Genomic DNA, 13,819 nt, shown 5'->3' with positions numbered 1-13,819 from the left:
ACTGCATGAGGCGGCAGGATGTTCAGGTTATTTCTGATTGGACTGGTACTTCTGAGTAGTGGTTGTGCCAAGGGACATGGCGAGCCGATTGCCACCCTGAATTACGAGTCGATTGGTGCTCGAACAGACGCTGGATTCTATGATCTGCGCTTCAGCTCGAATGTCGACTTGCTCAGTCTGTTTGGGCCAGGAGAGGGTTTCGTGGGCGGGATGATGTACTGCGCCCCGGGTGATGACGTGGATTTTTCGGTGGGCCATTTCATGAAGACGTTGGCCTCTGGCTTCGTCGAGCACGATGCCCAGCATGAAGGCGGTGATGGCTTTGCATTCGTGGCTGCCTTGTCTTTCAGCGAGACCCTCGATGAAGGCACGACAACGCGAGCGTTGAGTGACGAAGCAATTCGGTCGCTGGTTGCAGAAAAGCGCTCCATACCTTGCCAGTACGTGGCGACCATCTATGGCGCCAAGGCCTATCACTCTGAAACCTTTCAGGTACCCACCACCGATATATTGCGTGAGCTGGATCAATGATGTTGGCAGTGCGTAAGCAGGCAAGATGGCAAAGCAAGTTCTTGTGGCTGGCCGTGTTGCCATTCTTTCTGGGCTGCGCCAAGGATCATCACATCCCGCCTGCCGAACTGCGTTATCTCGGCTTTTCTAGGCAAAGTGCCTATGGCTATCAGGTCAGTCTTACTGCGGATGCCGACCTTCTGAATATTTTCAAACCCGAAGACTCTCCGGTGGGTGGGCTGTTGCTTTGTGCGCTCACTAGCGATGAGGCGCCTGTCAGATACGACGATGGGCGCTATGTGTCCAGCGGGTTGATTTCCTCTCTTGCGGCAGGGCCGGCTGTTTCCCCCTTTGTCTTTCACTCCTCGATCATGTTCGTCGAGAACCTTAATGAGGGGCGTAGCGAGCGCGTTTTGCAGGCGCAGGAGCTGCGTGAGCTGCTGGGCGCCAGGCAGTCAGTGCCCTGTGTTTATCGGGCTACTGCCTATGGCTTCAAAGCCTATCGCTCGGGCGTTTTACGGATACCCAGCGCCGATATCCTACGCGAGCTGGATAAGTAGCACGTCAGGTGGATGACCTTCTGGCCATCCACCACTCTGAATGGCGCTGGTCATGCAGGCCGATAAGGCATCCAGGTATCACCTTGCCAATGCAGCAACGACAGCCCCTGGCGATTCTCGCGCCTCGGTCGGTGCTCGCCGGGCTGAGCGATATCGCGCAGCATCGGCACCACGTCTGCGGTGATCCAGCGGCGGATGCAGCGGTTTTCCGGGTGGTAGTAGTGGATCAGCGCGGCATAGGCGCCGGACTCGCTGATCAGCCTTGTCGTCTCCGCTTGGCCGTGGGTGTTGAGCATTACGGCATCGAGTAGCTGGTCGGCATCGAGCGTGCGTGTAGCGCGTTCGTCCAGATGCGGCTGGCCGATCAGCCGGCCAAGATCCGTTGCGCAGAACCAGCATTGCTGTTCGAGCAGCAGGGCGCGTAGTTGGCGACGGTGGCGGGTGAAGGTTTGCGGGATCAGGATTTCGCCGGCAAGGGCGAGTGTGGCGGGGGATGCGGATTGGGTAGGCATATCCATTACCTCTGGAAGCTTTCTTAGGGCTTGATTGGAGTCGGGAGCTAAGAAACCCACCAGAGATGAGCCGGACGTATTCCCCTTTCGGGTCTTGTATTAGCCCACTCCCGACAGCACGGAGTTTTCGGCGGACGTGGCAAAGCCGCGAACGCAAAAAGCCGCATAGCTGTCGGGCGCGGTATACCGCTCTGGTAAGGCGTTTCTTAGGCGCCGGTCGCAGGGTAGGCCGCTGGTGAAAAAGGGTCAAGCCGTGCTGATTGAGGCGTAGGGTGGATGGCGCTTTTTTCATCCACCGCTGGGCGTCCTGCCCGGTAACTTACTCACCATAATCACCTTCGCTTTGTTCCGGCACCCCACACCAATCCGGCGCATAAATACTCATTGCCACGGCCCGATGGAAGCTTGAATAGGGCCAATCCACCAGCCGCTTAACGTGACCATGTTTGAGCGGATTGTAGTGGATGTAATCGAAGTGGCGCTGGTAATCGCGCTCGTCCCGGATCAGGTGCTCCCAATAGCGCCTTTGCCAGATGCCCCGTTCGCGGCGGTGTTGCTGGCTGGCACTGAGTGCTTCGCTGGCGGGCAGGCGCTTGCTGAAGGCGAACTTGATGACCTTCCAGCGTAGGGCGAAGTCGGCATCATCATGCGGTAGCGTCCACAGGCAGTGCATATGTTCGGGCAACACCACCCAGGCATCGATATGGAAAGGACGGCGTGCTTTGGTGACGCGTACCGTCTCGCGCAGCAAGTCGATTTCGTGGATCAGCAGATCGCTTGTGCGATCGCGCAGGTTGACGGTGAAGAAGTAAGTGGCGCCAGGAACAAGGGCTCGTCGGTAATTGGACATGGCGGCTCATCCTTGAGCGGTGGTCGTGCCTGAACCATGGTGGACAAGCTTCGCGTTGTCCACCCTACGCGACTCGGCTATCAGTGGGCCTTTTCGCCGAAGAGATAGTCCACCGCAACGAGTCGATCCAGCGAGTTGCCGTAGTGAAAGGTGAATGGTCGTCCAGCCGCGATGACCCGCTCCAGACAGACCGACTCGAACTTGCCAAGGTCGGTGGTGGTCACACCGCCGCTGTGTACGACATCACCCAGCTCACCGAAGAAGAACACCAGCTCATCGGCTTGCTTGTTACGAGCATTGGGGCTGGTGATCAGCTTGTATACGTAGTGGCCCTCAGCGACTGCCTGATCGAGATCGCTCTTTCCGATACGCATGGACGAAGGCAGGCGGAAGCTCTGCAGCCCCAGAAATTGATTGAGCATGCTGGCGCTGCTGCTCTCGCCGGGGAGGTTCAGCTGGTAGTCGATATGCGGCAGGGGGCTTTCCAGCCCCAGCGTGACCTGACAGTGCACCGGGCTGGATTCGTACAGACGGATACCTGGGTTTTCCTGCTCCTGGTAGGCCAGGCGCGGCGTGTCGAAAGAGCTGATGCGGCTGGTGAATAGCGGGCGCATCTTGTTGGCCTTCTCCTGCAGCATTCGCGTGGCGTCGGGGAGGGAACCGCCCTCGGCCTGCTCAGGCTTCTGCTGCTTGATGTGCAGTCGCACCTGTTGCGCCTCGGTGCGGGCTTTGAGCACATCGTTGAAATAGGTGGTCAGGCTGGCTTGCTGTTGCTGGTCCAGGGCACCCTCCGGGAAGGAGACAGCCACCATCTTGCCGCTGTCGCGGGTGCTGAGCGCTGCCTGGCTGCTATCGATGCCTGCGTCTTTCAGGCCATCGAGGATCGCGTGCTCATATGCGGCGTCAATCCCCCAGCCGCTGGTAACGGGTTGCTCGAAATGCAGAACCAGGCGTTCTTCCTTACAGGCACCAAGTAATGCCAGTGAGCCAAGAAGCATGATGCGACGAACGTTCATTGGACCTCTCCTTAGGTCTGAAAAAGGCTGCGCATGATACCGCTCGTCTCACATCTGGAAAGGGAACCGCTCCACGACTGTGGCATTGCCGCGACGCGTGGAGAGGACTGAAACGCTTAAAGGAGGGGGTAGGAATCAGCCGATACCCGATAGCCCAAGCGCTCCAGCGTGGTAGCTAGCCTGCGACGCTCTGCGTCGCCTGCAGGCGTAGGGTGAATGACGCTTTTTCATCCACCGTTTGCGGTGGTTGTCCGGGCTACTTGCTGAGTGCTTCGCTGACGGGCAGGCGCTTGCTGAAGGCGAACTTGATGACCTTCCAGCGTAGGGCGAAGTCGGCATCATCAGGCGGTAGCGTCCATAGGCAGTGCATATGTTCGGGCAGCACCACCCAGGCATCGATATGGAAAGGGTGGCGTGCTTTGGTGGCGTGTACCGTCTCGCGCAGCAGGTCAATTTCGCGGATCAGCAGGTCGCTGGTGCGATCACGCAGGTTGACGGTGAAGAAGTAAGTGGCGCCAGGAGCAAGGGCACGTCGGTAATTGGACATGGCGGCTCATCCTTGAGCGGTGGTGGTGCCTGAACCATGGTGGACAAGCTTCGCGTTGTCCACCCTACGCTCTGGTTGATCAACACAGAGACACAAGATCGTTCCCGCGTTCAACGAGGGGCGATCGATAGCTAAGAGTAGTGCTCATCCCTGAGCTTGAGATTACCAGCTAATTTGCTTGTTAATGTTTGCGGCTACTTGCTGCAAGCTCAAGCTTTTGAAGAACGGGTGCCATGGCCTTGGGGCGATAAACGTCATTCGTCCGCGACCTCCATCCCAAACAGGTACAACAGTGCCGGCTAATCCTGCGCTATTTGCCCTCATCTGAAGCTCTTCGATAGCCTCGTTCTGTTGGGAGGTAAGCTGGTGACCAAAAGAGCTTTGAAGCGGGACGATGATGAGATCAACGTTCTGTTGGCGGATATGTGCAACTTTGAAACTAGGCATTTTTTTAGCCTCATGAGGTGATTATGGGGCAGGCAGGGTTACTGCCTCTTTGCTTTCATACGTCAGGATCATAAGGCCGCTTGTCGAGTGCCATCGACACCGCATCTAACAAAGTCCATAATCACCGCGCTTTTTCCCCAAAAAGTAGCCGTAATTAGGTTCGTCCGATTGCGGCCGAGCAGATAGGCATCGTTTATCTTGCTCGGTCAAGAACCCGCACTAGCCCATATGGGGTAGTGCGGGTTTCTTGTTTATGCCTCAAAAAAATGAGGCTTGGGTGTGCTTCCATGCATCACCCTTCTGGTATCAACTGTTGTCAATCCCAGCTCAACGCCCCACCAGTCTGATACTCGATCACGCGGGTCTCGAAGAAGTTCTTCTCCTTCTTCAGATCCATGATCTCGCTCATCCACGGGAAGGGGTTGGTGGTGCCCGGGTATTCTTCCTTCAGGCCGATCTGGGTCAGGCGGCGGTTGGCGATGAATTTGAGGTAGTCCTCCATCATCGCCGCGTTCATGCCCAGTACGCCGCGCGGCATGGTGTCACGCGCGTATTCGATCTCCAGCTGGGTGCCCTGCAGGATCATCTGGGTCGCTTCGTCCTTCATGTCGGCGTCCCACAGGTGCGGGTTTTCGATCTTGATCTGATTGATCATGTCGATGCCGAAGTTCAGGTGCATGGATTCGTCACGCAGGATGTACTGGAACTGCTCGGCAGTGCCGGTCATCTTGTTGCGGCGGCCCATGGAGAGGATCTGGGTGAAGCCGCAGTAGAAGAACACGCCTTCCAGCACGCAGTAGTAGGCGATCAGGTTCTTGAGGAACTGGCGATCGGTTTCCGGGGTGCCGGTCTGGAAGGTGGGGTCGCTGATCGAGCGGGTGTACTTGAGGCCCCAGGAGGCTTTCTTCGCGACGCTCGGGATCTCGTGGTACATGTTGAAGATTTCGCCTTCATCCATGCCCAGCGATTCGATGCAGTACTGGTAGGCGTGGGTGTGGATCGCTTCCTCGAAGGCCTGGCGCAGGATGTACTGGCGGCACTCGGGGTTGGTGATCAGGCGGTACACGGCCAGCACCAGGTTGTTGGCGACCAGGCTGTCGGCGGTGGAGAAGAAGCCGAGGTTGCGCTTGACGATGCGGCGCTCGTCTTCGGTCAGGCCATCGGTGCTCTTCCACAGCGCGATGTCGGCGTTCATGTTCACTTCCTGCGGCATCCAGTGGTTGGCGCAACCATCCAGATACTTCTGCCAGGCCCAGTCGTACTTGAAGGGTACGAGTTGGTTGAGGTCGGCGCGGGCGTTGATCATCTGCTTGTCGCCGACGTGTACGCGTGCGCCTTCGCCTTCGAGTTCGTCCAGGCCTTCCTGGATGTCGAGGGCGTCCAGGGCTTTCTTGGCGCGGGCTACGGCGTCGGAGTCGTTGGCGTCGACGGCGCGCGCTTCGAGGGCGGCGTCACCGCCGACGCGGTTCAGTGCGTCGAGGCTCATGTCGCCGGTTTGTGCGGTGGCTTTGTGTGCGACGGCGGCTTCTGCACCGTCTTCCTTGTCGAATTCATCCCAGCTCAGCATGGCTTGGCTCCTGCGTGAGGGCCGGTAAAAGTCCGGCCTGTATGGATATACAGATATTTGAGTAATTATGTTCCGTTGCGGTCTGCGCGCAAGGGTGAAACGGGTGCCGCTGGTCGGTAGGCGGTGGATTGCCTGCCGGCCGGTGCCGCTCGACCCCGGAGGGAGGAGGGCGGGAATTGGTGGGGGAGGCCTGTAGGAGCGGATTTATCCGCGAATTTCGCGGCTGAAGCCGCTCCTACGAAAGCGATTCCTCTCCCTTAACGCCTGTTCGGTGTGAGCGTGTAGCTGAGCGAGTGAGCGCTAGGCGCCTGGTAGGTCGGAGCCCCTGAGCGTACTTCAGTACGTGATGGGGGCCGCTCTAGCAGGTAACGCCGCGAATGCCGCTCAGATACGCGCTTACTGGCACGCCTCGCAGTCGGGTTCGTCGATGGCGCACGCTTTCGGTACTGGCGCCGGGGCCGGGGCGGCCTGCTGGGCAGGTGCCTGGGCCTTGGCCGAGAAGCCGTCATCACCACCGGCGGACACTGCGTTGAGCTTGCCGGTGTTGATGGTGGATTTCTCGGTGCTGGTAGCGGCCAGGGCACGGAGGTAGTAGGTGGTTTTCAGGCCACGGTACCAGGCCATGCGGTAGGTCACGTCCAGCTTCTTGCCCGAGGCGCCGGCGATGTACAGGTTCAGCGACTGAGCCTGGTCGATCCACTTCTGGCGACGGCTGGCAGCGTCGACGATCCACTTGGTTTCCACTTCGAACGCGGTGGCGTACAGGTCTTTCAGATCCTGCGGGATGCGCTCGATCTGCTGCACGGAGCCGTCGTAGTACTTCAGGTCGTTGACCATGACGCTGTCCCACAGGCCGCGGTTTTTCAGGTCGCGTACCAGGTAGGGGTTGATCACGGTGAATTCGCCGGAGAGGTTCGATTTCACGTACAGGTTCTGGTAGGTCGGCTCGATGGACTGCGACACGCCAATGATGTTGGAGATGGTCGCGGTCGGCGCGATGGCCATGATGTTCGAGTTGCGAATACCTTTCTTCACGCGCTCGCGGATCGGCGCCCAGTCCAGCGATTCGGACAGGTCGACGTCGATGTACTTCTGGCCACGGGCTTCGATCAGCAGTTGCTGCGAGTCCAGCGGCAGGATGCCTTTGCTCCACAGCGAACCTTCGAAGGTGCTGTAGCTGCCGCGCTCTTCGGCCAGGTCACAGGAAGCCTGGATGGCGTAGTAGCTGATGGCTTCCATCGACTTGTCGGCGAACTCGACAGCGGCGTCGGAGCCGTAGGCGATGTGTTGCAGGTACAGGGCGTCCTGGAAGCCCATCAGGCCGAGGCCGACCGGACGGTGCTTGAAGTTGGAGTTACGTGCCTGGTCGACGCTGTAGTAGTTGATGTCGATGACGTTATCGAGCATGCGCACAGCGGTCTTCACGGTGCGGCCGAGTTTTTCGATGTCCAGCTTGCCGTCGACGATGTGGTTGACCAGGTTGACCGAGCCCAGGTTGCAGACGGCGATCTCGTCCTTGTTGGTGTTCAGGGTGATCTCGGTGCACAGGTTGGAGCTGTGAACCACGCCCACGTGCTGCTGCGGGCTGCGCAGGTTGCACGGATCCTTGAAGGTCAGCCACGGGTGGCCGGTCTCGAACAGCATCGAGAGCATCTTGCGCCACAGGTCTTTGGCCTGGATGGTCTTGTACAGCTTGATCTTGCCGTACTCGATCAGGGCTTCGTAGTACTCGTAGCGTTCTTCGAAGGCCTTGCCGGTCAGGTCGTGCAGATCCGGTACTTCGCTCGGGCTGAACAGGGTCCACTTGCCGTCTTCGAAGACGCGCTTCATGAACAGATCCGGAATCCAGTTGGCGGTGTTCATGTCGTGGGTACGACGACGGTCGTCACCGGTGTTCTTGCGCAGCTCGAGGAATTCCTCGATGTCCATGTGCCAGGTTTCCAGGTAGGCGCAGACCGCGCCCTTGCGCTTGCCGCCCTGGTTGACCGCCACGGCGGTGTCGTTGACCACTTTGAGGAAGGGCACGACGCCCTGGGACTTGCCGTTGGTGCCCTTGATGTAGGAGCCCAGCGCGCGCACCGGCGTCCAGTCGTTGCCCAGACCGCCGGCAAACTTGGACAGCATGGCGTTGTCGTGGATGGCGTTGTAGATGCCCGACAGGTCATCCGGCACGGTGGTCAGGTAGCACGAGGACAACTGCGGACGCAGGGTGCCGGCGTTGAACAGGGTCGGGGTGGACGCCATGTAGTCGAACGAGGACAGCAGGTTGTAGAACTCGATGGCGCGGTCTTCGCGGTTCTTCGGCTCTTCGATGGCCAGGCCCATGGCCACGCGCATGAAGAATACCTGCGGCAGTTCGAAGCGGATGCCGTCCTTGTGGATGAAATAGCGGTCGTACAGGGTCTGCAGGCCCAGGTAGGTGAACTGCTGGTCGCGCTCGTGGTTGATCGCGGCGCCCAGTTTCTCCAGGTCGTAGCCTTGCAGCTTGCTGTCCAGCAGCTCGAACTCGACACCTTTGGCCACATAGGCAGGCAGCGCCTTGGCGTACAGGTCGGCCATTTCGTGGTGGGTGGCGCTGCTGGCGATGCCGAGGAAGCTCAGGGCTTCGGCACGGATGTTGTCCATCAGCAGGCGGGCGGTGACGTAGCTGTAGTTCGGCTCACGCTCGACCAGGGTACGGGCAGTCATCACCAGGGCGGTGTTGACGTCCTTCTCGGCCACGCCGTCGTACAGATTCTTCAGGGTTTCGCGCTCGATCAGCGAGCCATCGACTTCGGCCAGGCCTTCGCAGGCTTCGCGGATGATGGTCTGCAGGCGGCCCATGTCCAGCGGCTGCACTTCGCCAGCGGCGTTGGTGATGCGGATGCTCGGGTGCGGCTGGGCGATTTCGCTGCCGGCACTGGCCTTGCGCTTGCTGGCCTGGGCTTCGCGGTAGATCACGTAGTCACGGGCGACTTTTTGCTCGCCGGCGCGCATCAGGGCCAGTTCGACCTGATCCTGAATTTCTTCGATGTGGATGGTGCCGCCGGACGGCATGCGGCGCTTGAAGGTGGCGGTAACCTGCTCGGTCAGGCGCGCGACGGTGTCATGGATACGCGACGAGGCGGCAGCGGTGCCGCCCTCCACGGCGAGAAAGGCCTTGGTGATGGCGACGGTGATCTTGTCATCGGTGTAGGGGACGACAGTGCCGTTGCGCTTGATCACGCGCAGTTGGCCGGGGGCGGTGGCGGCCAGATCCTGGGAGGAATCGGCGGCCTGCGGCGCGGCGGCCTGCGGGTTCTCGCGAGTGGTCTCGGTATGCATGGAGATCTCCGTGTTCTGTAATTTTTGGTTGGACGTCACGATTGGAAACCGTGCCCTGTCCGCCGTTCATTCCATTAACAACTCAAAGCCGCACGCGGCAGCGGGGCCGGGTACGGGGTGTTGCAAGAGCGGGCAGGCAAGGCACGACTTCCCGTGCCGTCCTGGCGCTTAAAAGTCAAAACGGGGCGCTTGGGCACCCCGTCAACTACTACATATAGTGGTCGGTCAGCGAGTCTGCTCACTGCCTGACCAGCCCGAACCAGCTCCGAGTGGGTCTGGTGCGGCTGCAGCCCAGAACAAGCCTGGGCATACGTGAATCTGTCGCTCGAGTCACCGGGAAAACCCTGTGAAAAGGGCTTGCGCGATTCGTTCTTTTTGTGTCCGGTTTCTCGCCTCAACCCAACATCTGGTGGGTGCTGCGCAACGGGGATACAAGATAGTGCGCTGTTTGCGGCAATGCAAGGCGCTCACCATGGAACAACCTGTGGATAACGTGTGGGTGCCTTGTGGGTGTTGTCGGGCAAGCCCCCGTCATCTCTGGCTCTGGCCGGGCCTGACCGTTCGTCGCGGATTATCGAGGCGCCGAGGCGAGTTGTCGCAGCTGTTCGGTGGTGCACAGACTACCACTATATATAGTGATGTTGGCATGTGCTGTGCTAGCCACGGACTGCCCGGTTCTGCCGCTCGCGCCGAAGCGGGCGCAGCCCCTAGAATGGCCAACGTTGGCGATGCAGATGAGGTGGTGTGTGGAGCAAGAAGCATGGCAAATCCTCATCGTCGAGGATGATCAGCGCCTGGCCCAGCTGACCCAGGAGTACCTGGAAGGCAATGGCCTGCGTGTGGCCATCGAGGCCGATGGGGCAAAAGCGGCGGCGCGCATCCTGGCCGAGCAGCCGGATCTGGTGATGCTCGACCTGATGCTGCCCGGCGAAGACGGCTTGAGCATTTGCCGCAAGGTGCGCGATGGCTATAACGGGCCGATCCTGATGCTGACCGCGCGCACCGACGACATGGATCAGGTGCTGGGCCTGGAGATGGGCGCCGATGACTACGTATGCAAGCCGGTACGCCCGCGCGTGCTGCTGGCGCGCATCCGGGCGTTGTTGCGCCGCCGTGAGGGGGGCGAGAGCGAGCGTGACGAAGGCCAGCCACGGCGCCTGCAGTTCGGCCCGCTGGCCATCGACAGCGCCATGCGCGAGGCCTGGCTGGGCGAGCAGGGCATCGAGCTGACCAGCGCCGAGTTCGATCTGCTCTGGCTGCTGGCGGTCAATGCCGGGCGCATTCTCTCGCGCGAGGAAATCTTCAACTCGTTGCGCGGCATCGAATACGACGGCCAGGATCGCTCCATCGACGTACGCATCTCACGTATCCGCCCAAAGATTGGCGATGACCCGATGCACCCGCGCCTGATCAAGACGGTGCGCAGCAAGGGCTACCTGTTTGTGCGGGAAGCTGCCGAAGGGCTGTTGTGAGCACCTCGATCCCTGCCCGCCAGGTCAGCGAGCCGGCCGGTTTCAACACGCTGACGACGAAGCGTCTGCTGTTGCGCGAGATCGTCCAGGACGATATCCACGGCATCTTTCGCGGGTTGTCCCATCCACAGGTGACCCGCTACTACGGCGTGTCATATGCCACACCGGAGGCCACCCAGGAGCAGATGGACTGGTACCGCGAGCAGTTGCTCGAACGCACCGGCATCTGGTGGGCCATCTGCCGGCCGGATGTGCCGCACGAGCTGCTCGGCGCATGCGGCTACAACGACTGGGAGCACGATCACCGCCGCGCGGAACTGGGCTACTGGCTGCTGCCACAGCACTGGCGCGACGGCATCATGCGCGAAAGTCTGGAGGCGGTGATCGCGCATGGTTTCGCCGCGATGGATCTGCACCGCATCGAAGCGGTAGTGGATACCGACAACGCTGCCAGCAGTGGCCTGTTGCGCCGCCTGGGCTTTACCCATGAGGGCGTACGCCGCGAGTGTGAGCTGCACAACGGGCGCTACCTCAGCCTGGACTGCTTCGGCCTGCTGCGTACACAGCGGGGGTGGCGATGAACTCGATCTTCCTGCGCATCTACGGCGGCATGCTCGCCGCCCTGGTGCTGGTGGCGCTGCTCGGTGTCGGCACCTTGCATCTGGTCAACGAGGTGCGTGGCGATCAGTACCGCGAGGGCCTGGCGCGCGGCACCTTCCGCCTGATGGCGGACAATCTGATGGGGATGAGTGATGTCGAGCGACGCCGAGCACTGGTGGTGTGGTCGCGTTTGCTGGGTATCCCCCTGCAGTTGCAGAACCTGACCGATGCTCCACTCGACAGCAGCGAGCGCAACCGTCTGCAGCGCGGCCATGTGCTGGTGCAGCAGACCGGCCCGCACTCGGCGCAGGTCTATGGCCTGATCGATGGCAAGCAACCGTTGCTGCTGACCGGTGAAATCCAGCAGATCAGCGAGCAACTGGCGCGGGCCACCAACTACCTGCTGATCGATGAACTGATTCGTTACCCGGTCGACGAGCAGCCGCAGCGCCTGGCCCAGCTCAAGAAGGACAAGCAGTTCGGCTACGACCTGCATCTGGTGCGCCTGGACGACGCGCGCCTCGACCTCGACCAGCGCCGGCGTATCGACGAGGGCGATACGGTGATGGCGCTGGGCCGCGGCGGCGACTCCATCTATGTGTTCTCAGGCATCGTCGATACGCCCTGGGTGCTGGAAATCGGCCCGCTGTACCAGATGAATCCCTATCCGCCCCAACTGCTGGTGCTGATCGGTGCCGTTGGCCTGAGCCTGATCGGCCTGATCGTCTACCTGTTGGTGCGTTCGCTGGAGCAGCGCCTACGCGGGCTGGAAGGTGCCGCCACGCGTATCGCCAGCGGCCATCTGGATGCCCGCGTGCCGACCCGTGGCGCTGACTCGGTGGGGCGCCTGGCCAGCAGCTTCAACGCCATGGCCGAACACCTGCAGACCTCCCTGAGCACCCAGCGCGAGCTGGTGCGGGCGGTGTCCCACGAGCTGCGCACGCCGGTGGCGCGTCTGCGTTTCGGCCTGGAAATGATTGCCGATGCCGAGAGCGACAAGGCGCGGCGCAAATACATGGATGGCATGGACAGCGACATCCAGGATCTCGACAAGCTGGTCGACGAGATGCTGACCTACGCGCGTCTGGAACAGGGCTCGCCGGCGCTGAACTTCCAGAAGGTGGAGCTGCGTGCGCTGATCGATCAGGTGATCGACGAACTGGCGCCGTTGCGCGCCAGCGTACGGGTCGAGCGTGGCGCGCTGATCAGCGTGCAGGAGGAGGGCGCGTGCTGGGTCGAGGCCGAGCCGCGTTACCTGCATCGGGCGCTGCAGAACCTGCTGAGCAATGCCATGCGTTACGCCGAGTCGCACGTGTCGATCAGTTGCCAGGTGGGTTACAAGCGTTGCCGCATCGATGTCGAGGACGACGGGCCAGGCGTGCCGGAAGAAGCCTGGGAGCGGTTGTTCAGCCCCTTCCTGCGTCTGGATGACAGCCGCACGCGTTCATCGGGCGGGCATGGCCTGGGGCTGTCGATCGTGCGGCGGATCATCTACTGGCACGGCGGGCGAGCGCAGATTGGTCGCAGCGACAATCTGGGCGGGGCGCGCTTCAGCCTGGTCTGGCCGCGCAGCCAGGACGAGTGATCAGGCGGCCACCGCCACGCAACTCAGCACCTTGTCGTCGAACTGCGCGAACTGCCCGCTCAGTTCGGTGCCATTGCGCCATTCGTCGTTCAGGTCGATGAGCAGGCGCAGGCGCGTATCGTCCGGGGTGCAGTGCAGCAGCTCGGCATCGTGGAAGTAGAAGCGCGTCAGGGTCAGCGGGTAGAGCGCCTTGAACAGGCTCTCCTTGAAGGAGAAGGTCAGGCTGATGCGCAGGGCGCGTTCCGCGTCGTCCAGCGTTTGCAGGCGTTCCAGCTCGGCTGGGGTGAGAATCTCGCTCTGCAGGCGCAGCGCCCGTTCGACCGGCAGCCGTTGCTCGACATCCAGGCCGACACCGCGCCAGTGCTGCGGCGTCGTTACCAGCGCCGCTGCCCAGCCGTCGCCATGAGTGATCGAGCCGACTACGCCGAGTGGCCACTGCGGCGCACGGTCGCTGCCGACCGCCGGCACGCTGGCCTGCCCGGTCAGGCGGCGCAGCGCTTCGCGGGCGCACAGGCGGCCCGCCAGGTGCTCGCTCTGGCGCTTGGCCACGCCCGGCACCGGCGGGATGCCGCAGCGCGGAAAGTCCTCGGCGTGCAGCCGGGCGGGATCGAAACGGGTGCTGATCAGGCGGCTGCCAGCCAGCGGTTGGGGCAGCGGGTCATGATCATCGAGCGGTGAGCAGCAGGCGGGATGGTAGGTGTTCATGGAGCGGCATTCTGCCGTGGCAGGAACCGACCAGTCATCCGCCGTTTACATTTCTTTGCAGGCGCGCAACAAAGTTAAACGGATGTTTGAATGAACATTTGCCACACTCGGCCTCGCATTCATACCGAATGCAGGTGAGGCTGTG

At 61.2% G+C, this 13,819-nt stretch carries 11 protein-coding genes and 1 pseudogene; 5 read left to right on the top strand and 7 right to left on the bottom strand.

The window, feature by feature from the left end:
• Positions 1 to 18: 18 nt before the first annotated feature.
• Positions 19 to 531 (top strand): hypothetical protein, encoded by a 513-nt coding sequence (locus VC352_RS17440; protein ID WP_322980790.1) that lies wholly within the window; start codon positions 19 to 21, stop codon positions 529 to 531.
• Positions 531 to 1,070 (top strand): hypothetical protein, encoded by a 540-nt coding sequence (locus tag VC352_RS17435; protein ID WP_322980789.1) that lies wholly within the window; start codon positions 531 to 533, stop codon positions 1,068 to 1,070. Before VC352_RS17440 ends, VC352_RS17435 begins: the two co-directional genes overlap by 1 nt.
• A gap of 50 nt (positions 1,071 to 1,120) precedes the next feature.
• On the opposite strand, the gene VC352_RS17430 is transcribed toward VC352_RS17435, so the two are convergent.
• The 6 genes and pseudogenes from VC352_RS17430 to VC352_RS17405 form a co-directional block, all read right to left on the bottom strand.
• Entirely contained in the window at positions 1,121 to 1,582 is a 462-nt protein-coding gene (locus tag VC352_RS17430) for a Bro-N domain-containing protein (RefSeq protein ID WP_322980788.1), read from the bottom strand.
• 319 nt (positions 1,583 to 1,901) lie between these two features.
• Entirely contained in the window at positions 1,902 to 2,432 is a 531-nt protein-coding gene (locus VC352_RS17425; protein ID WP_322980787.1) for an REP-associated tyrosine transposase, read from the bottom strand.
• 80 nt (positions 2,433 to 2,512) lie between these two features.
• On the bottom strand, positions 2,513 to 3,448 hold the full coding sequence (locus VC352_RS17420; RefSeq protein ID WP_322980786.1) for a hypothetical protein: 936 nt from the start codon (positions 3,446 to 3,448) through the stop codon (positions 2,513 to 2,515).
• A gap of 262 nt (positions 3,449 to 3,710) precedes the next feature.
• Positions 3,711 to 3,995, bottom strand: a pseudogene (locus VC352_RS17415) (REP-associated tyrosine transposase); the annotation flags it as partial.
• Positions 3,996 to 4,758: 763 nt separating this feature from the next.
• Positions 4,759 to 6,009: a ribonucleotide-diphosphate reductase subunit beta gene (locus VC352_RS17410; protein WP_322980785.1), complete on the bottom strand. Its 1,251-nt coding sequence runs from the start codon at positions 6,007 to 6,009 to the stop codon at positions 4,759 to 4,761.
• 396 nt (positions 6,010 to 6,405) lie between these two features.
• A complete protein-coding gene (locus VC352_RS17405) occupies positions 6,406 to 9,312 on the bottom strand; it encodes a ribonucleoside-diphosphate reductase subunit alpha (protein ID WP_322980784.1) in 2,907 nt (968 codons plus the stop codon).
• Positions 9,313 to 10,058: 746 nt separating this feature from the next.
• Between VC352_RS17405 and VC352_RS17400 the strand changes: the two genes are divergently transcribed.
• Genes VC352_RS17400 through VC352_RS17390 form a run of 3 tightly spaced genes read left to right on the top strand, consistent with a single transcriptional unit; the run spans position 10,059 to position 12,969 of the window.
• Positions 10,059 to 10,784, top strand: coding sequence for a winged helix-turn-helix domain-containing protein (locus VC352_RS17400; RefSeq protein WP_322980783.1), 726 nt, complete (start codon positions 10,059 to 10,061; stop codon positions 10,782 to 10,784).
• A complete protein-coding gene (locus tag VC352_RS17395) occupies positions 10,781 to 11,365 on the top strand; it encodes a GNAT family protein (RefSeq protein ID WP_322980782.1) in 585 nt (194 codons plus the stop codon). The genes VC352_RS17400 and VC352_RS17395 overlap by 4 nt, the downstream gene beginning before the upstream one ends.
• Positions 11,362 to 12,969 (top strand): ATP-binding protein, encoded by a 1,608-nt coding sequence (locus VC352_RS17390; protein ID WP_322980781.1) that lies wholly within the window; start codon positions 11,362 to 11,364, stop codon positions 12,967 to 12,969. Before VC352_RS17395 ends, VC352_RS17390 begins: the two co-directional genes overlap by 4 nt.
• Here VC352_RS17390 and VC352_RS17385 read toward each other — a convergent pair whose 3' ends face one another.
• Positions 12,970 to 13,674 (bottom strand): 4'-phosphopantetheinyl transferase family protein, encoded by a 705-nt coding sequence (locus VC352_RS17385; protein ID WP_322980780.1) that lies wholly within the window; start codon positions 13,672 to 13,674, stop codon positions 12,970 to 12,972. It lies immediately after the preceding gene.
• Positions 13,675 to 13,819: the final 145 nt, after the last annotated feature.

This window comes from Pseudomonas sp. C11, assembly GCF_034683865.1.
Classification (GTDB): Bacteria; Pseudomonadota; Gammaproteobacteria; order Pseudomonadales; family Pseudomonadaceae; genus Aquipseudomonas.
The sequence above is the reverse complement of the archived record's forward strand: the minus strand, read 5'-3'. Positions and strand labels throughout refer to the sequence as shown.

Bases quoted from the DNA above. Each gene is read 5' to 3' on its own strand.
- VC352_RS17435 (WP_322980789.1), top strand. From the start codon at position 531: ATGTTGGCAGTGCGTAAGCAGGCAAGATGGCAAAGCAAGTTCTTGTGG.
- VC352_RS17430 (WP_322980788.1), bottom strand. From the start codon at position 1,582: ATGCCTACCCAATCCGCATCCCCCGCCACACTCGCCCTTGCCGGCGAA.
- VC352_RS17410 (WP_322980785.1), bottom strand. From the start codon at position 6,009: ATGCTGAGCTGGGATGAATTCGACAAGGAAGACGGTGCAGAAGCCGCC.
- VC352_RS17425 (WP_322980787.1), bottom strand. From the start codon at position 2,432: ATGTCCAATTACCGACGAGCCCTTGTTCCTGGCGCCACTTACTTCTTC.
- VC352_RS17390 (WP_322980781.1), top strand. From the start codon at position 11,362: ATGAACTCGATCTTCCTGCGCATCTACGGCGGCATGCTCGCCGCCCTG.
- VC352_RS17440 (WP_322980790.1), top strand. From the start codon at position 19: ATGTTCAGGTTATTTCTGATTGGACTGGTACTTCTGAGTAGTGGTTGT.
- VC352_RS17385 (WP_322980780.1), bottom strand. From the start codon at position 13,674: ATGAACACCTACCATCCCGCCTGCTGCTCACCGCTCGATGATCATGAC.
- VC352_RS17420 (WP_322980786.1), bottom strand. From the start codon at position 3,448: ATGAACGTTCGTCGCATCATGCTTCTTGGCTCACTGGCATTACTTGGT.
- VC352_RS17405 (WP_322980784.1), bottom strand. From the start codon at position 9,312: ATGCATACCGAGACCACTCGCGAGAACCCGCAGGCCGCCGCGCCGCAG.